The organism is Bacillus sp. FSL R7-0685 (assembly GCF_038002425.1).
Taxonomy (GTDB): domain Bacteria; phylum Bacillota; class Bacilli; order Bacillales; family Bacillaceae; genus Bacillus; species Bacillus subtilis.
This window is the reverse complement of sequence record NZ_JBBOCN010000001.1, coordinates 2,882,535-2,903,032: the sequence shown is the minus strand read 5'-3', so window position 1 is coordinate 2,903,032 and position 20,498 is coordinate 2,882,535. Positions and strand designations below refer to the sequence as shown.

At 44.5% G+C, this 20,498-nt stretch carries 19 protein-coding genes and 1 other annotated feature; of the genes, 15 read left to right on the top strand and 4 right to left on the bottom strand.

Annotation, left to right across the window (positions count from 1 at the left end; translation table 11 throughout):
* Positions 1–7 precede the first annotated feature (7 nt).
* The 11 genes from MKY50_RS15180 (at position 8) to motS (ending at position 11,615) form a co-directional block, all read left to right on the top strand.
* Complete coding sequence (locus MKY50_RS15180; protein WP_009967991.1) at positions 8–817, top strand: DUF1444 domain-containing protein; 810 nt, start codon at positions 8–10, stop codon at positions 815–817.
* A gap of 15 nt (positions 818–832) precedes the next feature.
* The gene (ytpR, locus tag MKY50_RS15175) at positions 833–1,438 is read left to right on the top strand and encodes a YtpR family tRNA-binding protein (protein ID WP_076458270.1); all 606 of its coding nucleotides are present in this window, start codon (positions 833–835) and stop codon (positions 1,436–1,438) included.
* A 159-nt stretch (positions 1,439–1,597) separates the two neighbouring features.
* On the top strand, positions 1,598–4,456 hold the full coding sequence (sftA, locus tag MKY50_RS15170) for a DNA translocase SftA (RefSeq protein ID WP_326237070.1): 2,859 nt from the start codon (positions 1,598–1,600) through the stop codon (positions 4,454–4,456).
* Between the two features lie 249 nt (positions 4,457–4,705).
* Positions 4,706–6,004: a UDP-N-acetylmuramate--L-alanine ligase gene (gene murC, locus MKY50_RS15165; RefSeq protein ID WP_003229274.1), complete on the top strand. Its 1,299-nt coding sequence runs from the start codon at positions 4,706–4,708 to the stop codon at positions 6,002–6,004.
* Positions 6,005–6,165: 161 nt separating this feature from the next.
* Positions 6,166–6,588 carry a DUF948 domain-containing protein gene (locus tag MKY50_RS15160; protein WP_003229276.1) on the top strand — a complete coding sequence of 141 codons (423 nt, stop codon included), beginning with the start codon at positions 6,166–6,168 and terminating at the stop codon, positions 6,586–6,588.
* A 30-nt stretch (positions 6,589–6,618) separates the two neighbouring features.
* Positions 6,619–7,074 carry a YtxH domain-containing protein gene (locus MKY50_RS15155; RefSeq protein ID WP_004398549.1) on the top strand — a complete coding sequence of 152 codons (456 nt, stop codon included), beginning with the start codon at positions 6,619–6,621 and terminating at the stop codon, positions 7,072–7,074.
* Between the two features lie 23 nt (positions 7,075–7,097).
* Positions 7,098–7,424 (top strand): bacillithiol system redox-active protein YtxJ, encoded by a 327-nt coding sequence (gene ytxJ, locus MKY50_RS15150; protein ID WP_003229280.1) that lies wholly within the window; start codon positions 7,098–7,100, stop codon positions 7,422–7,424.
* A 235-nt stretch (positions 7,425–7,659) separates the two neighbouring features.
* A complete protein-coding gene (locus MKY50_RS15145; RefSeq protein ID WP_003223454.1) occupies positions 7,660–8,736 on the top strand; it encodes a bifunctional 3-deoxy-7-phosphoheptulonate synthase/chorismate mutase in 1,077 nt (358 codons plus the stop codon).
* Between the two features lie 275 nt (positions 8,737–9,011).
* Positions 9,012–10,016: a catabolite control protein A gene (gene ccpA, locus MKY50_RS15140; RefSeq protein WP_003229285.1), complete on the top strand. Its 1,005-nt coding sequence runs from the start codon at positions 9,012–9,014 to the stop codon at positions 10,014–10,016.
* 62 nt (positions 10,017–10,078) lie between these two features.
* Positions 10,079–10,897, top strand: a complete 819-nt coding sequence (gene motP / locus MKY50_RS15135; protein ID WP_014477672.1) for a flagellar motor protein MotP — start codon at positions 10,079–10,081, stop codon at positions 10,895–10,897.
* Entirely contained in the window at positions 10,887–11,615 is a 729-nt protein-coding gene (gene motS, locus MKY50_RS15130) for a flagellar motor protein MotS (protein ID WP_003229290.1), read from the top strand. Before motP ends, motS begins: the two co-directional genes overlap by 11 nt.
* A gap of 10 nt (positions 11,616–11,625) precedes the next feature.
* On the opposite strand, the gene MKY50_RS15125 is transcribed toward motS, so the two are convergent.
* From MKY50_RS15125 to acuA, 3 genes are read right to left on the bottom strand one after another with little or no spacing between them, the layout of a single operon-like run.
* Positions 11,626–12,789, bottom strand: a complete 1,164-nt coding sequence (locus MKY50_RS15125; RefSeq protein ID WP_015251447.1) for an acetoin utilization protein AcuC — start codon at positions 12,787–12,789, stop codon at positions 11,626–11,628.
* Complete coding sequence (locus MKY50_RS15120; protein ID WP_003229294.1) at positions 12,786–13,430, bottom strand: acetoin utilization AcuB family protein; 645 nt, start codon at positions 13,428–13,430, stop codon at positions 12,786–12,788. Before MKY50_RS15120 ends, MKY50_RS15125 begins: the two co-directional genes overlap by 4 nt.
* 26 nt (positions 13,431–13,456) lie before the next feature.
* Entirely contained in the window at positions 13,457–14,089 is a 633-nt protein-coding gene (gene acuA, locus MKY50_RS15115; protein WP_134156591.1) for an acetoin utilization protein acetyltransferase AcuA, read from the bottom strand.
* A gap of 159 nt (positions 14,090–14,248) precedes the next feature.
* On the opposite strand from acuA, the gene acsA reads away from it, so the two are divergent.
* The 3 genes from acsA to sr7p all read left to right on the top strand — a co-directional run bounded on the left by acsA (position 14,249) and on the right by sr7p (position 17,835).
* On the top strand, positions 14,249–15,967 hold the full coding sequence (gene acsA / locus MKY50_RS15110; RefSeq protein ID WP_029318255.1) for an acetate--CoA ligase: 1,719 nt from the start codon (positions 14,249–14,251) through the stop codon (positions 15,965–15,967).
* Positions 15,968–16,021: 54 nt separating this feature from the next.
* Positions 16,022–16,258: a binding site (T-box leader), on the top strand.
* Between the two features lie 50 nt (positions 16,259–16,308).
* The gene (gene tyrS / locus MKY50_RS15105) at positions 16,309–17,577 is read left to right on the top strand and encodes a tyrosine--tRNA ligase (RefSeq protein WP_341116888.1); all 1,269 of its coding nucleotides are present in this window, start codon (positions 16,309–16,311) and stop codon (positions 17,575–17,577) included.
* 129 nt (positions 17,578–17,706) lie between these two features.
* Positions 17,707–17,835 carry a small protein SR7P gene (gene sr7p / locus MKY50_RS15100; protein ID WP_015483566.1) on the top strand — a complete coding sequence of 43 codons (129 nt, stop codon included), beginning with the start codon at positions 17,707–17,709 and terminating at the stop codon, positions 17,833–17,835.
* Between the two features lie 21 nt (positions 17,836–17,856).
* Here the strand turns inward: sr7p and rpsD are convergent, their stop codons facing one another.
* A complete protein-coding gene (gene rpsD, locus MKY50_RS15095; RefSeq protein WP_003229304.1) occupies positions 17,857–18,459 on the bottom strand; it encodes a 30S ribosomal protein S4 in 603 nt (200 codons plus the stop codon).
* Positions 18,460–18,753: 294 nt separating this feature from the next.
* Between rpsD and MKY50_RS15090 the strand changes: the two genes are divergently transcribed.
* Positions 18,754–20,493: a diguanylate cyclase domain-containing protein gene (locus MKY50_RS15090; RefSeq protein ID WP_003229309.1), complete on the top strand. Its 1,740-nt coding sequence runs from the start codon at positions 18,754–18,756 to the stop codon at positions 20,491–20,493.
* Positions 20,494–20,498 lie beyond the last annotated feature (5 nt).

Below are 20,498 nucleotides of genomic sequence, written 5' to 3'. Positions count from 1 at the left end.
CATCGTTTTGAAAATGACCTCAAGGAAGCTGTCAGATATACTGAAACAGCGCCTTCAGCACGAGAATCGCTCCTTTCTGTTTGACAGAGAAAAAGACACCCTCCGTGTTGAGGATCAAACGACTAAAAAAGGGATTACGCTCGATTTGCCGCCGATTATTGCAAAATGGGAACTGAAAAAAGACGAAGCCATTGATGAGATCGTGTACTATGTCTCCGAAGCGATGACGGCAATGGAAGGGAAGGCTCAGGAAATGACCGGGAAAGAAACTCGCATTTATCCGGTCATCCGCTCGACTTCCTTCCCGGACAAGTCCAGCGAAGATATCCCGCTCATTTATGACGATCATACCGCAGAGACAAGAATTTATTACGCGCTAGATCTCGGGAAAACCTACCGTTTAATTGACCAGCGCATGCTTGAGAAAGAAAACTGGACAAAAGAGCGGATCAGAGAGACGGCCGCATTTAATCTCCGTTCTCTGCCGACGGTTGTCAAAGAGGATACGGTTGCCGGCAATTACTTTTATTTCTTCAGGGCAAACGACGGATACGACGCAAGCCGGATATTGAACGAAGCGATCTTAAATGAATATAAGCAGCATGCAGAAGGTGAGCTGGCGATCTCTGTTCCTCATCAGGACGTTTTGATTCTTGCTGACATCCGAAATGAATCGGGGTATGATATTCTAGGACAAATGTCGATGAGCTTCTTTGCAGGCGGCACCGTCCCGATTACCGCCCTATCATTTTTGTACAATGAAGGAAAGCTGGAACCGGTGTTTATCCTGGCGAAAAGCCGTCCGAAAAAGGATTAGAAAGGATTTTTACTTATGAACGCTTTTTATAATAAAGAAGGTGTGGGAGACACGCTCCTGATCTCTCTTCAAGATGTGACACGCGAACAATTAGGCTACGAAAAACACGGCGACGTCGTCAAAATTTTTAATAACGAAACAAAAGAAACAACGGGCTTCAACATTTTCAACGCGTCTTCTTACTTGACCATTGATGAAAACGGCCCTGTTGCGCTCTCAGAAACATTCGTGCAAGATGTGAATGAGATTTTAAACAGAAACGGCGTTGAAGAAACATTAGTCGTTGATTTATCTCCGAAGTTTGTTGTGGGGTATGTAGAATCAAAAGAAAAACATCCGAATGCGGATAAATTAAGCGTATGTAAAGTCAACGTAGGAGAAGAAACGCTTCAGATCGTCTGCGGCGCGCCTAACGTTGACAAAGGCCAAAAAGTTGTCGTTGCCAAAGTCGGTGCTGTGATGCCTAGCGGACTTGTCATTAAGGATGCAGAGCTTCGCGGCGTTCCGTCAAGCGGGATGATCTGCTCAGCGAAAGAGCTTGATTTGCCGGATGCCCCTGCTGAAAAAGGAATCCTTGTGTTAGAAGGAGACTATGAGGCGGGAGACGCATTTCAGTTTTAGACTCCCATAAATCCGCCAAAAAAAACGAATCATGTGAAAAGCCGCTAAGCCCTTGTTTAGCGGCTTTGTTTCTGCTGATAGCTTAATCTTTTCTGGGCCGACCAGCAGTGGTATACTAAAAACCGTCCCAGAAAACTATAAGGGAGTTAGAGATAAATTATGAGTTGGCTTCATAAATTTTTTGATTTGTTTTTAGGCGAAAGCGAAGAGGATGCTGAACGGGAGACAAAACCCGCTCAAATTCCGCAGCAACAAGAGGTACATCATCCTGAAGGACAATTAAAAAGATTGGAAGATCCTAAAATATATTATGAATATCCAAAAGGCAAATTCCGTTTTCCAGTCGTGCCTGACGGATACAAAAATCATGACCTGAGAAGGCGCCGCACACCATCGGACGAACCGAAATCCGCGCCTCGTCCAAGTGCTGCACCTTACAGAGAGCGTCCCAGAAATGAAGAAGAGCAGCATACATATCAAGCAGCAGAGCCGGCGAAGAAACCGTTTAAACCGACAAATATCCCTTCGCCTGTCTATGGATTCAATCAAAAACCATCTGTTAAAAAGGATGTGCCGAAAAAGCCTTCTGAAACATTGAACGAACCGGATAAATCGGTAAAAGAGAAGGTAACACTGCTGTCAGAAGAGATCGAACGTGAACGCGGCTATCCTGCTTCAGACACACAGGCGCATTCCAAAAAAGAAAGTCCTTTCTTCCCGGATACCCAATTTGAAAAACAGCCTTCTTGCGTTTTAAACAGAAAGGATACGGAGCATGATGAGGCGCTGGCGAAACGGCCAGCCGAGCCGTCAGGTAACAAAGTGCCATTTGAGTCAGGCGTTCAACAGCCGGAAAAAGAGGAGCCTTCCTTCCCAGCTGAACATGCCGAAGAGCAAACACCGCCTGAGATGCTCACAGATACGGCGGCTGAAGGGCTTTCAGACAGTGAAGTAGGCCGCGAAGAGCCTGCAACGGCTAAGGAAGAACAAAGGGAGCAGCAGTCAGAGAAATTTGAAGAGCCTGTTTTCTCCGCTGAACTTGATGAAGAGCAAACAGCTCCTGAATCTCAGACAGCGGCAGTATCTGAGGATGAAAAAGCAAAAGAGCCGTCAGACAGCCAAGTATACAATCATCATGAAAACGCGGCAGAAGGTGCTGAGTCCCCGTTCGTTCAAGAAGAACAAATGGAAATTCGTCAGGAAGAGCCTTTATTGACTGATCATGAGTATTCATCAGAGGCTCTGGCTCAAGCAGAAACTGTGGCAAAAGAATCAGAAGAGCCATCAGAAAGCATAATAAATAATCATTATGACACCCTGGGAGAGGCTCAGGAAACGAAGATAGATGTTCAGCCAGACAGCCATACAGAGCTTGAGAAAACTGAACACATGGAGCAGGGTTCCAAATCGTTTTCTGCAACTCTTGAAAATCGGCAGGGAATTCGCGCAGACAAACCTCGCGAAGCTTCAGAAGAGCCGAAAAAAAGGCCTGATGTACAGGAGAAAAGGACTGAACAAAGCGCATCTTCTCAAAAAGGGCCATCCGTTCCTTTTAATGTGATGATGCTGAAAAGAGATACGCATAAACAGCAAAAAGCAGAGGAGCGCCGCGGCAGCTATGTATTTCCGAATGTTGCACTGCTTGATGTCCCGCCAGCGCAGGTTCAAGATGATACTGCGTGGATCGAAGAACAGCGTCAGCTTCTTGATTTGACCTTGAAAAACTTCAATGTCCGCGCCAATGTGGTCCATGTAACCCAGGGTCCGTCTGTCACGAGATTTGAAGTGCATCCTGAACCAGGTGTAAAGGTGAATAAAATCACCAACTTGTCCGATGATATTAAACTCAGTCTCTCAGCGAGAGATATTCGGATTGAAGCGCCGATTCCGGGGAAAAACACGATCGGAATTGAAGTGCCGAACCGCACGAGCAAGGTGGTTGATTTGCGCCAAATGATTCGCAGCTCAGCTTTCAGGACAAGCAAGTCACCGCTCACAGCTGCGCTGGGATTAGATATTTCAGGAAATCCTGTTGTTATCGACTTGAAGAAAATGCCGCATGGCTTGATTGCCGGCGCTACAGGCTCCGGAAAAAGCGTATGCATCAATACAATATTAGTCAGCCTGCTTTATAAAGCTGACCCGAGTGAGGTAAAGGTGCTGCTGATTGATCCGAAAATGGTAGAGCTGGCCCCTTACAATAAAATTCCTCACCTCGTCAGCCCGGTCATTACTGATGCTAAAGCGGCTACAGCTGCTTTGAAATGGGTCGTTGAGGAAATGGAGCGCCGCTATGAGCTTTTTGCCCATTCAGGTGTCCGCGACATTGACCGCTTTAATCAATTAACCGCTGAACACCAAATGGGTGAAAAGCTGCCATATTTAGTTGTCATTATTGATGAGCTTGCAGATTTGATGATGGTGGCTCCAAACGATGTGGAAGAAAGCATTGCGCGGATCGCCCAAAAAGCCAGAGCGTGCGGTATCCATCTTCTCGTCGCCACTCAGCGTCCGTCAGTCGATGTCATTACAGGTCTGATAAAGGCGAATATCCCAACGAGAATCGCCTTTTCTGTTTCAAGCCAGGTTGATTCCCGAACAATTATCGACATAGCCGGTGCAGAAAAGCTTCTCGGAAAAGGGGATATGCTCTTTTTGGAAAACGGATCGGGAAAACCGGTTCGTCTGCAAGGTAACTTTGTGTCAGACCGGGAAATCGACCGCGTCGTTTCCCACGTCAGAAGCCAAATGCCGCCGACCTATTTATTTGAACAAGAAGAGCTCGTAAGACAAGGATCAGCCCTGAAAGAAGAGGACGAACTGTTTTACGAAGCGTGTGAGTTTGTTGTAGAGCAAAACAGTGCGAGCACTTCAAGCCTGCAAAGAAGATTCAGAATCGGTTACAATCGTGCGGCAAGGCTGATCGACATGATGGAAGCGGAAGGCATGATCTCTGAGGCAAAAGGAAGCAAGCCTCGGGAGGTGCTGATCACAGCAAGTGATTTAATAAACGAATAATATGGGTTCATTTTCACACCAAACATGGTATGATAGTGTTTAGAGCATTTAACAGCTATGCCGCTTTACAGCAGCTGTGCATAGACAAATCTTGATATCTGGGTTTAATCGGAAAGAAATAACCTGATACTAAACATAACAAAACATATAAAATACGCCGCTAAGGGAGGCTTTTCAGCCGCCGCGGTCGCAAATTGAAATGAGCGTCATATACTGGGGAACAGATAGACGTTTGTTGGAGGTACAATTATGACTGTTTATCATTTTGTTGGAATAAAAGGGACCGGTATGAGTCCGCTTGCCCAAATACTTCATGATAATGGATATACTGTCCAAGGATCGGATATCGAAAAATTTATTTTTACGCAAACAGCGCTTGAAAAAAGAAATATTACGATTCTTCCTTTTAGCGCGGAAAATATTAAACCCGGCATGACAGTCATCGCCGGAAACGCATTCCCAGACACGCATCCTGAAATAGAAAAAGCGATGTCTGAGGGAATTCCGGTGATACGTTATCATAAGTTTTTAGGCGACTACATGAAAAAATTCACGAGTGTTGCCGTTACGGGCGCACACGGCAAAACGTCGACTACGGGTCTGCTGGCTCACGTGATCCAAAACGCAAAACCGACGTCTTTCTTAATCGGAGACGGAACAGGCCAGGGAAATGAAAACAGCGAATACTTTGTGTTTGAAGCGTGCGAATACCGCCGCCATTTCTTAAGCTATCAGCCAGATTATGCGATTATGACGAATATTGATTTTGATCACCCTGATTACTTCTCAAGCATTGACGATGTATTTGACGCTTTCCAAGAGATGGCTCTTCAAGTCAACAAAGGCATTATTGCCTGCGGAGACGATGAGCATCTGCCGAAAATCCATGCGAACGTCCCGGTTGTGTATTACGGCACGGGGGAAGAAAATGATTTTCAAGCCAGAAACATCGTAAAAAGCACGGAAGGGACAACTTTTGATGTCTTTGTCCGCAATACGTTCTATGATACGTTTTATATTCCTGCGTACGGCCACCACAATGTATTAAACTCATTGGCGGTCATTGCGTTATGCCATTATGAAGAAATTGATTCCAGCATCATTAAGCATGCTCTCAAATCCTTTGGGGGCGTCAAACGCAGATTCAATGAGAAGCAGCTTGGGGATCAAGTGCTGATCGATGACTATGCTCATCATCCGACAGAAATAAAAGTGACAATTGAGGCGGCAAGACAGAAATATCCTGATCGGGAAATTGTCGCGGTATTCCAGCCTCATACATTTACACGGACGCAGCAGTTCCTTGACGAATTTGCAGAAAGCCTGAGCGGCGCTGACTGTGTGTATTTATGCGATATTTTCGGCTCAGCCCGTGAGAATGCCGGAAAGCTGACGATCGGCGATCTCCAGGGAAAAATTCATAATGCCAAGCTGATTGAAGAAGATGACACATCTGTTTTAAAAGCTCATGATAAAGCCGTTCTCATCTTCATGGGAGCAGGAGATATCCAAAAATATATGAGAGCCTACGAAAACGTCATGGCATAATAAAAAGCAGTGATCTCACTGCTTTTTATTTATCTGATGGAAAAGCTTATTAAAGGATTTTCTTACATAACGGAGAATAGTATGTATACAGCCCAGTACACATGTTTATGATTGAAGAAAACGGGTAAACAGCAGTATATCCTGCAGCAAGGAGGTTTGAGATGATTATTATTCTTTATTTGAGCGTTGCACTCATCGCAGTTGCATTTCTCGTATTAGTGATCTACTTGTCTAAAACATTGAAGTCACTGCAGCTGACACTAAAAAACGTCGCATCCACTCTTGAAGGGCTGGAGGGACAAATGAAGGGCATCACAACTGAAACAGCCGAGCTTTTACATAAGACCAACCGCCTGGCTGAAGATATTCAGGAAAAATCAGAAAAGCTGAACACGGTCGTTCATGCTGTTCAAGGAGTGGGAGCTTCTGTACAGCAGTTCAATACATCCATGAAACAAGCGGCAGGGTCTGTATCGGCATCAGTTAGAGAGAATCAAGATAAGATCAATCAAGTTGTCACTTGGAGTCAAGCAGCAATGGAAATTTGGGAGAAATGGAAGCAAAAGAAAAAATCAGCCCTGTAAGAGAAAAAAATACTAAGAGGAGGAATAATGATGAGCAAAGATGGAATTAATAGTAAAGATTTTTTAATCGGAACTTTAATCGGGGGAATCATCGGTGCCACTACAGCTCTTTTTCTAGCGCCTAAATCAGGCAAAGAACTTCGCGACGATCTCGGCAGCCAGGCTGTTGCCTTACGGGACAAAACTGATAAAATGACGGCAGATGCGAAGGAAAAAGGCACGCAATATGTCAGCATCGCAAAAGACAAAACTTCCAACATCACACAGCTTGTAGCGGATCAGTCTGGACAGATCATGAACAAGGTAAAGGATTTGAGAGACCGTTCCAAATCTGACAAAACGGATTCATCGACTGCAATGCAAGATATGAGGGAAGAAGCGATGCAGGCAGCTGATGAAACAAAAGATCAAGTCCTCCAGACGAAAGAAGATGTAAAAGACGAACTGAAAGATGCACAAAAACAGGCTGAGCAGTTGAATCGCTGAGCAGGGAAGGAAGAGCTTGAGTCATGGCTAAACAGCTTATTCAATCTGAGGAAGAATTTAAACGGATTGCAGAACAGGAAGGCGTTTTCGTCTTCTTGAAACACAGCACCACATGCCCGATCAGCCAGGCAGCATTTCATGAGTTTGATGCCTTTGCAAATCAGCATGAGGATGTGCCGGCTTACTATCTTCAAGTACAAGAAGCCCGGCCGCTGTCCAATTTCATTGCAGAAACATATGGGGTCAAGCATGAAAGCCCTCAGATATTCATCATCCAGAACGGTGAAGTGAAATGGCATACCTCACATTCACAAATTACAGAAGCCGCTATTGAGCAGCATTTGTCATAGAAAAAAGCGTCCAGATATCATCTGGCGCTTTTTTTTGTAAAAAACCCTTGAACATTGCCCTCACATCATGTAGGATAGCTTCATAGATTACTTTATCACTTAAAAGCGTTTGGGTAATAAAGTAGAGTTTTTATAAAATTTTTTGTATTTCAGTATTTCCATTTGGAATTACTTATAGTAAGATGCATGATAACTACAAAATAAAAAATGAATGTGCAGGGAAAGGATGAAAAAAATGAGCAACACAGAGTTAGAGCTTTTAAGGCAGAAAGCAGACGAATTAAACCTACAAATTTTAAAATTAATCAACGAACGCGGCAATGTTGTAAAAGAGATCGGTAAAGCGAAGGAAGCACAGGGTGTCAACCGATTTGACCCTGTCAGAGAACGCACAATGTTAAACAATATCATTGAAAACAATGACGGGCCGTTCGAAAATTCAACCATCCAGCACATTTTTAAAGAGATATTCAAAGCCGGTTTAGAGCTTCAGGAAGAAGATCACAGCAAAGCGCTGCTTGTCTCCCGCAAGAAAAAACCTGAAGATACAATTGTTGATATCAAAGGCGAAAAAATCGGAGACGGCCAGCAAAGATTCATTGTCGGCCCATGTGCGGTAGAGAGCTATGAGCAGGTAGCTGAAGTCGCTGCAGCTGCGAAAAAACAAGGGATTAAAATTTTGCGCGGTGGAGCCTTTAAGCCTCGTACGAGCCCATACGATTTCCAAGGGCTTGGTGTTGAAGGCCTTCAAATTTTAAAACGTGTAGCGGATGAATTTGATCTGGCGGTTATCAGTGAAATCGTAACTCCGGCTCATATCGAAGAAGCGCTGGACTACATTGATGTCATTCAAATCGGAGCGCGCAACATGCAAAACTTCGAATTGCTGAAAGCGGCCGGCGCCGTGAAAAAGCCAGTGCTTCTGAAGCGCGGTCTTGCTGCAACGATCTCTGAATTCATCAATGCTGCTGAATACATCATGTCACAAGGAAATGACCAAATTATCCTTTGTGAGCGCGGAATCAGAACATATGAAACAGCAACGAGAAACACGCTGGATATTTCAGCTGTGCCGATTTTGAAACAAGAAACGCATTTGCCAGTCTTTGTTGATGTTACGCATTCAACAGGCCGCCGTGACCTCTTGCTTCCGACAGCTAAAGCCGCTTTAGCGATCGGTGCTGATGGCGTAATGGCTGAGGTTCACCCTGATCCGTCAGTCGCACTTTCTGACTCTGCTCAGCAAATGGCGATTCCTGAATTCGAAAAATGGCTGAATGAACTGAAGCCAATGGTGAAAGTCAACGCTTAATTGAACAATCCAAAAGGCCGCGCCTGCGGCCTTTTTTTATGCTTTCTCGTTTATTTAGTTATAAAAACCAAGTATACGTTTTCATCATCTATAAAAACGTGTATAATTTCATGAGAAGTAATTAAATTTGATGAATAATGAAAAATAATGTACACTACTGACTTACGCTTACAAATCATAAACGACATAAATTCGGACATTATGACATTTCTCTACATAAAGTGTTTATGCTATAGATAAGGATAAGTGTATCCAGTAAAAGGAGTGGTTTTAGGATGAGCAATATTACGATCTACGATGTAGCGAGAGAAGCTAATGTAAGCATGGCAACCGTTTCCCGTGTCGTGAACGGCAACCCGAATGTAAAACCGACAACGAGGAAAAAAGTCTTGGAAGCCATTGAACGTCTCGGTTACCGTCCAAACGCGGTGGCAAGAGGGCTGGCAAGTAAAAAAACAACAACTGTAGGTGTCATCATTCCCGATATCTCAAGCATTTTCTATTCAGAGCTTGCGCGCGGAATTGAAGATATCGCGACAATGTATAAATACAATATTATTTTGAGCAACTCTGACCAAAACATGGAGAAAGAGCTGCACTTGTTAAACACAATGCTCGGCAAACAAGTGGACGGCATCGTGTTTATGGGCGGAAACATTACGGACGAGCATGTGGCGGAATTTAAGCGTTCTCCAGTGCCGATTGTACTTGCCGCTTCTGTAGAAGAGCAGGAGGAAACACCGTCAGTCGCTATCGATTACGAACAGGCGATTTATGATGCCGTGAAGCTTTTGGTTGATAAAGGACATACAGACATCGCGTTCGTTTCCGGACCAATGGCAGAACCGATCAACCGTTCGAAAAAACTCCAAGGCTACAAACGTGCGCTTGAAGAAGCGAACCTTCCGTTTAATGAACAATTTGTAGCTGAAGGGGATTACACATATGATTCCGGACTCGAAGCACTGCAGCATCTGATGAGCCTGGATAAAAAACCGACAGCCATTCTTTCTGCAACTGATGAAATGGCACTCGGCATTATCCATGCCGCTCAGGATCAGGGCTTATCCATTCCGGAGGATCTCGACATTATCGGTTTTGATAATACAAGATTAAGCCTCATGGTTCGTCCTCAGCTTTCAACAGTTGTTCAGCCGACATATGATATCGGCGCCGTTGCGATGAGACTGCTGACGAAGCTCATGAATAAAGAGCCGGTTGAAGAGCATATCGTCGAACTGCCGCACCGTATAGAGCTTAGAAAGTCAACCAAGTCATAAGAAAAACAAAGAGCAAGCTTCACCTTTATGGTGAATTCTTGCTTTTTTCATGGGGAGAAATGATGAAACGTTTTGATTATCTTACACCTGTTGGATTTGTGTTAGGAACGATTATTATTGTTATCGGGATTATTTCAGGATCGGGAGTAAGCGGTTTCCGCTCTTTTCTTGATCTGACCTCTTTCTTCATCGTAACAGGGGGACTTTGCGCCGCTGTTTTTATCAGTTTTCCGCCAAGAGAGCTGAAAAAAGCGCCCTCTGTGTTAAAGCAGGCATTCATCCGCCAGGAAGACAATGTGAAAGATCTTGTGAAAACCTTTGTTTCCCTTTCCGATCACGCGCGAAAACACGGGCTTTTATCATTGGATGATCAGGCTCGGGAAATCAAAGATCCATTCTTGAAAAAAGGGCTGCTTTTAGCGATTGACGGCTGGGATGAAGAAACGATTCGGCTCGTCATGGATTCAGAAATCGCAGCAATGGAGGAACGGCACCGAAAAGGGCGGCGAGTTTTTGAAAAAGCGGGAGAATTCGCTCCGGCATGGGGAATGATCGGAACACTCGTCGGGCTTGTGCTGATGCTCAAAAACTTAAATGACCCGCATATGCTTGGACCAAATATGGCCATTGCGCTTCTGACGACTTTATATGGTTCATTACTGGCAAATATGGTCTTCAACCCGATCGCGGCTAAGCTTGAAGAGAAAACAGAAAGTGAAATTTTCATCAAGCAGGTAATGGTGGAAGGGATTATCGGTGTTCAATCCGGAAAAAACCCGCGCAACCTTGAAAGCCAGCTGGTCGTTTTCAGCTCACGGGAAGAATGGCAGAAGCAGCCAAAACAAGTAAAAACAAAAAAGGGATCTGTACATGAAGCTTAGAAGAGAACGTTTTGAAAGAAGGAATGGAAGCGGAAAAAACAGTCAATCTTCATCCAGCTGGATGGTAACCTTTACAGATTTGATCACCTTGATCCTTGTGTTCTTTATTTTACTCTTTTCGATGTCCCAAATTGATCTGCAAAAATTTAAAGCGGCAGTGGACTCGATCCAGAAGGAAGGCAACGGGCTTCAGCCGGACCAAACATCCATAGAAAAAAAGAATACATCCCCATCTGATACGAAGAAGCAAGAGGATCAGCAGGATCAGCTTCTCAAGAAAGTAAATACATATATAAAAGACAATCATTTGAAGGCCCAAATGACAGCCAAACGGGATGAACGCGGTGTCGTGCTCGTTCTTCAGGAGGCTGTGCTGTTTGATACAGGTGAGGCAAAGGTGCTGAAAAATGCCGAAACACTTCTTCACCAAATTGCCGTTCTTCTTCAAACCATTCCAAATGACATTCAGGTGGAGGGGCATACAGACAGCCGAAACATTTCGACATACCGATACCCGTCGAACTGGGAGCTATCAGCAGCACGGGCAAGTGGGGTTATTCAATACTTCACGTCTAAAGAGAAGCTTCCCTCCAAGCGCTTTATTGCTGTCGGTTATGCGGATACAAAGCCAGTAAAGGATAACAAGACAAATGAACACATGAAGGAAAATCGGCGTGTGGAAATAGTGATTAAAAAATCAAAAACGACCTCTTCGTAAAGGTCGTTTTTTACTTTGTTCTTTGCTGTTCAGAACGTATCGCATATAATGCTTTGCTGACAGTTTGGGCATTTTTTTCTGTAATTTCAGGCTTGCGGGGAATCGGAGGATATAAATCAGCCGGATCGCTCCAGCTCGACGGAAGGGCCACGGGGCATTGTTTTTGCCATTTAGCAATCCATTCCGGCGGGATCTCGTGTCCCGGATCAATTCCCTTCATTTCAAGCCATATTCTGGCCCAGGCGCGGGGCACGACACGCCAAATATCATATCCGCCCCCTCCGACTGCAATCCATTTCCCTCCGCAATATTGATGAGCCAAAGTGTGTGCAAGACGGGGGATTTCTTCGTATATATTGATTGTTGCTGATAAATGCGTCAGCGGGTCGTAGTAATGGGCATCGGCGCCGTTTTGGCTGATAATGACATCAGGCTCGAAATACGCGGCGACTTCTGAAGCTGCTGTCCGGTAAGCCTCAAGAAAAGAATCATCCTCTGTAAAAGCGTCAAGCGGGATATTAAAGGAATAGCCATATCCTTTTCCGCTGCCTTTTTCTTGGATCTGGCCGGTTCCAGGGAATAAATACCTTCCTGTTTCATGAATGGACAGCGTGCATACGTCAGGATTATCGTAAAATGTAAATTGCACACCGTCCCCGTGGTGGGCGTCCGTATCAATATAAAGCACTCTGGCGCTATATTTTTTCTGGATATATTGAATCGCCACAGCGCTGTCGTTGTATATGCAGAATCCTGATGCTCTCCCGCGAAAGCCATGATGAAGCCCTCCACCAAGGTTTGCCGCATGCAGGGCTTGTCCTGACATGACCCAGTCTGCGGCCGTTAAAGTGCCGCCGACCAAGAGTGATGCCGCTTCGTGCATGCCGGCAAAGACGGGTGTGTCTTCAGTGCCGAGCCCGTAGCTTTCTCCTTCTTCAGCGGGAAGCTTTCCGGCGCCCGCAAGCTTTACGGCCTGAATGTAATCGTCCGTGTGGACAAGGGAAAGCTCCTCTTCTGAAGCGAGTCTGGGGGTGACAATGTCTCCATCATCAAAGGCATTGATCGTCTTAAGCAAATCATATGTTAACAGAACCCGCTGCTGATTAAAGGGATGCTCCTGATGAAACATATAGGTTTGGTAGGATGGAGAATAGATAAATACACTGTCTCTCATAGCAGATCCCTTTGCTCTGACGGCCATACGACGTGGTGTCCATTTCTTTGTAATGCCTGCAAAAACGGCAGCGGATTCATCGTTTTTACACGGAAGACAAGCACTTTTACACCGGGATCGTCATGCGGATAAACAAGCACGCTTAATATTTTCACTTGAAGGTCTTGGCAAAGACTGCTGATCTCAGCGAGGCTTTTGGTGATGTCGTTTACTTTTATCTCAATTTGCGATCCCGGCTGGTCAGCGCCTGTCAATTTGACAAACGTCCGCAGCAAATCGGTTTTTGTTAAAATGCCTATTAATTTTTGATGGTGCACCACTGGAAGGCAGCCGATGCCATGCTCGTAGAACACGGCTGATATTTCTTCGACAAAATCTAACGGGTGGGCGCAGACAACATCCTTTTTCATAATTGAATCTACGCTTCGTGTGAGAAATAGGCTTCGTTTGTTTTCTTCAAAAATACTCGGGCTGGCCTGTTTCATGTCTCTGTCTGTAATCATGCCGATCACGTGTCGTTCTTCATCTACAACAGGCAGATGTCTGATATGGAATTCCTTCAGTTTGCATATGGCTGTTTCAAGCGTATCTGTCTTCGTTAATGTAATGACATCTCTTTTCATGATTTGCTCAACAATCATTATTTTTTCCCCTTTGCCAGTGTCAGTTAATACATATAACGATGATAAAAACGGAGCCTGTCAAATTGCTCAATTGATTCTTGGCTGACGTTTTTTCCAATGCGGGCCATCAGACAGTTTGCAGGGTGGGAGCTGATCTCCGGCTCATCCGTTGCAAACCAGACCAATCCGCCTGCATTCATCATCTTTTCCATGATCTTTCTGTATTCCCACACATCTTTTTTCATCCCTTTTAAATCCCAATGCCAGTAATATTCTGTCGTCATCACAATGTAGTTTTCCATTTGTTCATCCATCATGCTGACGGTCAGGAGCGTCTTTCCGACAGCGCATCCCCGATAGTCCGGCGCTACTTCGATGGCTCCGAGCTCAATCAAATCCTCCATATTTCCTTCAGACCATCTTTCGAGCGGGTCAGGATATAAATACGTGACATAGCCGACAATGGTTCGGCCGTCTCTGGCAATAATAATGCGCCCTTCGGGAAGGCCTGCAATGTCGACTAGCGCTTCATGCTGCTCGCGAGGCGGGCGAAATGCGGTTAAATCTTTATGAAACTCATAACCTGCCAAATTCTCTGGAGAGACAGGCCCTTCTATCAGTAAAGAGCCGGTTGCTGTTTTGATGTTTGCTGAATGGTATGTTTTATGATGTTCCACTAATTCACCGTCCCATCAATTCTTATAAAAATACATGCCTTCTTTAAGAATACCAAATTATAAAGCGTTTTCAACATGGTTTATATTTTAAAAATTGAGAAGAATATGAATATATACTATAATAATTGTGACAACTTCAGCAAAGGGGGATGTTTGGGCATGAATTTGAAAGCGTTACCAGCAATAGAGGGGGATCATAACTTAAAAAACTATGAAGAAACGTACCGGCATTTTGATTGGGCCGAGGCAGAGAAACATTTCTCTTGGCATGAGACAGGTAAACTGAATGCGGCGTATGAAGCGATTGACCGCCATGCCGAATCGTTTCGAAAAAACAAAGTAGCGCTTTATTATAAAGACGCAAAAAGGGATGAAAAATACACATTTAAAGAAATGAAGGAAGAATCAAACAGAGCCGGGAATGTGCTGAGACGGTATGGAAATGTGGAAAAAGGGGACCGCGTTTTTATTTTTATGCCAAGATCACCCGAGCTTTATTTTATTATGCTTGGCGCAATCAAAATTGGCGCCATCGCCGGGCCGCTGTTCGAAGCATTTATGGAGGGAGCGGTGAAAGACCGGCTTGAAAACAGTGAGGCAAAGGTTGTTGTCACAACGCCTGAGCTGCTGGAGAGAATACCAGCAGACAAACTGCCTCACTTGCAGCATGTCTTCGTAGTCGGGGGAGAGGCTGAGAGCGGCACGAATATCATCAATTATGATGAAGCAGCGAAACAGGAGAGCACAAGACTGGATATCGAATGGATGGATAAAAAAGACGGCTTTCTGCTTCACTATACATCAGGTTCCACTGGTACGCCAAAGGGCGTGCTGCATGTCCATGAAGCGATGATTCAGCAATATCAAACAGGAAAATGGGTCCTTGATTTAAAGGAAGAAGACATTTATTGGTGCACGGCTGATCCTGGCTGGGTGACAGGTACGGTATACGGCATTTTTGCACCGTGGCTGAACGGAGCGACAAATGTCATCGTCGGCGGTCGTTTCAGCCCGGAAAGCTGGTATGGAACGATTGAACAGCTTGGCGTCAATGTCTGGTACAGCGCGCCGACCGCTTTTCGGATGCTGATGGGAGCGGGAGATGAGATGGCTGCGAAATATGATCTAACTTCACTACGGCATGTGCTCAGTGTCGGTGAGCCGCTAAATCCGGAAGTCATCAGATGGGGACATAAAGTTTTTAACAAACGAATCCATGATACCTGGTGGATGACCGAAACGGGCAGTCAGCTCATCTGCAACTATCCTTGCATGGATATTAAACCGGGTTCAATGGGTAAGCCGATTCCAGGAGTGGAGGCAGCGATCGTTGACAATCAAGGCAACGAGCTTCCCCCGTACCGTATGGGCAATCTCGCCATCAAAAAGGGCTGGCCTTCCATGATGCATACCATTTGGAATAACCCTGAAAAGTATGAATCATATTTCATGCCGGGCGGCTGGTATGTGTCTGGGGATTCTGCTTACATGGATGAAGAGGGATACTTTTGGTTCCAAGGCAGAGTTGATGACGTCATCATGACCTCCGGTGAGCGCGTCGGCCCATTTGAAGTGGAAAGCAAGCTTGTCGAACATCCGGCTATTGCAGAAGCAGGCGTAATCGGAAAGCCTGACCCGGTGCGTGGAGAAATCATTAAAGCCTTTATTGCACTCAGGGAAGGATTTGAGCCGTCTGATAAACTGAAAGAAGAGATCCGCCTATTTGTAAAGCAGGGTCTTGCAGCCCATGCGGCTCCGCGTGAGATCGAATTTAAAGATAAACTTCCGAAAACCCGAAGCGGAAAGATCATGAGGCGCGTGCTGAAGGCATGGGAGCTTAATCTGCCGGCTGGAGATCTGTCAACAATGGAGGATTAAAAGGCGGCGTTGACACAGGATTTTATTTATGTTAAAAATGATATAGCTTCATATGAAAAGGTAAAGATTGAGACAAGTAGAATATCCTTACGTTCCAGAGAGCTGATGGCCGGTGAAAATCAGCACAGACGGATATATCGAATACACTCATGAACCGCTTTTGCAAACAAAGCCGCCCAGGCTTTCAGTAGTGAAAGAACGGACCTGATCCGTTATCAGGCAAAGTGATAAGACGAATGTTTGCATTCTCTTATTAGTAGGGTGGTACCGCGATAATCAATCGTCCCTTCGTGTAAACGAAGGGGCGTTTTTTATTTTAATCAAAAAAGGAGCTTTATCTTATGACAAACTTACTTGAAGACTTATTCTTCCGCGGATTGATTCAGCAAATGACAGATGAAGAAGGGTTAAATAAACAGCTGAATGAAGAAAAAATACGCTTGTACTCAGGCTTTGACCCGACAGCAGACAGCTTGCATATCGGACACCTGCTGCCTATTTTAACACTTCGACGTTTTCAGCTTGCAGGGCATCATCCGATTGCGCTTGTGGGCGGCGCGACGGGCCTCATCGGTGATCCAAGCGGGAAAAAAGCAGAGCGTACATTAAACACCGCTGACATCGTATCCGAATGGTCCCAAAAAATCAAAAACCAGCTGTCCAGATTTCTAGATTTTGAAGCAGCAGAAAACCCAGCTGTCATCGCGAACAACTTTGACTGGATCGGCAAAATGAATGTGATCGATTTCCTTCGTGACGTTGGTAAAAATTTCGGCATCAATTACATGCTGGCAAAAGATACGGTCAGCTCAAGAATTGAATCCGGCATCTCGTACACGGAATTCAGCTACATGATTCTTCAATCTTATGATTTCTTAAATCTTTACAGAGACAAAAACTGTAAACTGCAAATCGGCGGAAGCGATCAGTGGGGCAATATCACAGCGGGTCTTGAACTGATCAGAAAATCAGAAGAAGAAGGAGCAAAAGCGTTCGGCCTAACGATTCCGCTTGTCACAAAAGCAGACGGCACGAAGTTCGGAAAAACGGAAGGCGGCGCGATCTGGCTTGATAAAGAAAAAACATCGCCATATGAATTCTATCAATTCTGGATCAACACAGACGACCGTGACGTTGTCAAATACTTGAAATACTTTACGTTCCTTTCAAAAGAGGAAATTGAAGCATACGCTGAAAAAACAGAAACGGCGCCAGAAAAACGTGAAGCACAAAAACGCCTGGCAGAAGAAGTGACATCACTTGTTCACGGACGCGAGGCGCTGGAGCAAGCCATCAACATCTCCCAAGCGCTGTTCAGCGGCAATATTAAAGAGCTTTCTGCTCAAGACGTAAAAGTAGGTTTTAAAGATGTTCCTTCTATGGAAGTTGACAGCAGCCAAGAGCTTTCACTTGTAGATATGTTGGTGCAATCTAAATTATCTCCTTCTAAACGCCAAGCGCGTGAAGACATTCAAAACGGAGCTGTTTACATTAACGGTGAACGCCAAACGGAAATAAATTATACCCTGTCAGCTGAAGACCGTATCGAAAATCAATTTACTGTTCTGCGCCGCGGGAAGAAAAAATACTTCCTTGTGACGTATAAATAAGAAAAAGATCCTTTGCCACTGATGGCAAAGGATCTTTTTGTTTACCGCATAGGAATGAAAGGAAAAGAGTATATTAGATAGGGCAAACACGACCAATCACCACCTTTTAAATGAAAGGAGCGCTAAAGCGTGAATCTCATGTGTACGATTGCAAAAGAACGGCTGCAGCGGGATTATTGGGAGCAGCAGGCGCAGGATAGTGTTGGCCAGCAAGAGGCAAAAGACAAAATAGACGATAAAAAAACCCCGACCGCATAGCGGCAGGGGTTTTTAAAACGATTAACGAGAGTAGAACTCAACGATAAGCGCTTCGTTAATTTCCGGAGCAAGTTCAGAACGCTCAGGAAGACGAGTGAAAGTACCTTCAAGCTTTTCAGCGTCGAAAGTAAGGTATTCAGGAACGAAGTTGTTCACTTCAACAGATTCTTTGATGATAGAAAGGTTTCTTGATTTTTCGCGAACACCGATTGTTTGACCAGGTTTCACTAGGTAAGACGGGATGTCAACGCGGCTTCCGTCTACAAGAATGTGACCGTGGTTAACCAATTGGCGAGCTTGACGGCGAGTACGTGCTAAACCTAGCTTGTACACAACGTTATCAAGACGAGAATCTAAAAGAATCATGAAGTTTTCACCGTGTTTACCAGCTAGTTTGCCAGCTTTGTCAAACAAAGTGCGGAATTGACGTTCGTTTACACCGTACATGTGACGAAGCTTTTGCTTTTCTTGCAATTGCAAACCGTATTCTGATAATTTTTTACGTTGTCCTGGGCCGTGTGGACCTGGAGCGTAAGGGCGTTTTTCTAATTCTTTTCCTGTACCGCTAAGAGAGATTCCTAGACGGCGGGACAGTTTCCAAGATGGACCTGTATAGCGAGCCATAATGTGACTCCTCCTTTGGTTTTATTTTTGTGGAAAATAAAAACCGTCTGCTCTATTCGACCATGCACATTTTGTTTTCATGTATCCTCGCTCCAGCAGCAGAGAGTTACACGATACACCTTATTGATAAGGAACAAAATGAAAACATAGAAGCTGAACAAAAAGGCTGCAATATTTCACACAAAGGTCATTATATAATTTATTTGTTTTGAAGTCAACCATTCCTCCATTATTGCTTCACCGTTTATGATATAATAAACAAAAATTAGTGGTAAACTTTTAGGTGATAAAAACATGGTAGAACAAACTAAAGATCAATTATCCGCCTTTCATTATCATATGCTCGATTTTTTATTAACCAAATCTGAAAAAGTCACATTCACCGACTCTTTCATATGGCTGACTTCGGCTATTCAAACCTATTTTTCAACCCTTTGTGTTTCGCTTACACCGTCACCATCAGACTTTGTGACAAAACTGGCAGATGGTGAAGCGCGTTTTTCCGCTTCAAAAATAAACGCTTCATGTTATCTGATTGAGGACGGCTCCGGCAGGCGTTTCCATCTTGCGTGCAGGCAGGATGAAGAGATTCCTGAAGGGCTTCCGGACGTGGTTGCTTCATTTTTAAACCAGTCGATGAAACAGGAAAGACTCTATAACAAAACGATCTACCAAAAAAAGATATACAAAATGACAGAGCTGTTCCATTCACTGCTTGATCAGACAGATGTGCTGAAGCAGCTTTTAGAAAGCTTGACAAGCACATTTTCTCTTTTTGAGTTTTCTTTATTTATATCGCACGATCAAGACCAATGTTTAGGGATTCCTGCAAAAGAGCTGTATATGGAAGGGGAAAAATCCGATTCCTTTGCGCTCAAAGTGTATTTGTCCGGAGACATTTTGCGGAAAAATGAATCTGTCGCCTATATTCCGATCAAAGGACAGCAGGGCACATACGGGGTGTTGAAGGCTGAAGGAACGGGTGACAGCTTTCTTACTGATGCCTGCCTTGATGAAATGTCGCTGTTAGCAAACGCCGCGGGAAAAGCGTTTGAAAATGCCCAGCTCTACGAACAATCCAAAGCAAGCATCGCAAATTTGGAATTGATTAATGAAACATCACGACGCCTGAATCAGCGGCTGACATTGACTGATACAATGAATGATCTGGCTGTGAGAATGGCAGAATCGTTTCAGGCAGAAGAAGTGGGATTTTTTCATATAGACCATTTTGAAAACCTAACATTGCTCCCAGGCAGCACAGCATTTTTTAAAGAAGCGAAGCCGTCAGATTTTTATAATGAGCTGAAAGAAAAGCTGTATGAAGGTGAAAAAGGGGTTTTCATCGGGAATGGCCAGTCTGTTTTTGGGAAGGCGGGGTACGGCTCGCTGATGGCTGCTCCGATGATTCAAAACGACCGGCTTTTAGGCTTTGCGGTTTTATTGAAACAGGAGCTGTACGCTTTTACATTTGAAATGTACAAGCTGTTTCAGGCGCTGATTCATCACGCGACACTGGCTGTAACCAATTCAATGCTTCGCGACCGCCTTGAGCATCTCGTGAAAACAGATCAGCTGACTGAACTGTATTCACGAGCGTATTTAGATGAAAAAATTCAATACAGCATGAAAATCCATCAAAAGGGTGTTTTTATTCTTGTTGATATTGATAATTTTAAAAATGTAAATGATACGTACGGCCATCAGACTGGGGACGAGATTTTAATTCAAGTCGCTTCAGTGATTAAAAGCAACATCCGAAAGCATGATGTCGGTGCCCGCTGGGGAGGAGAGGAGCTGGCGATTTATTTGCCAAATGTGCCGGTTGCAGTGGGGAAACGGATTACCGAGCGACTGGTTTACGCGGTCAGAAAAAATACGAAACCCGAGGTAACCATTTCCTGCGGTATCTCCTGCTGGACGACAGAAACAAAAAAGTCGCTGAAAGAGCTTGTGCATGAGGCAGATGAAGCGCTCTACAGCGCGAAACGGAGCGGGAAAAACCGCTTGATGATTCATGACTCAATAAAATAAAAAAA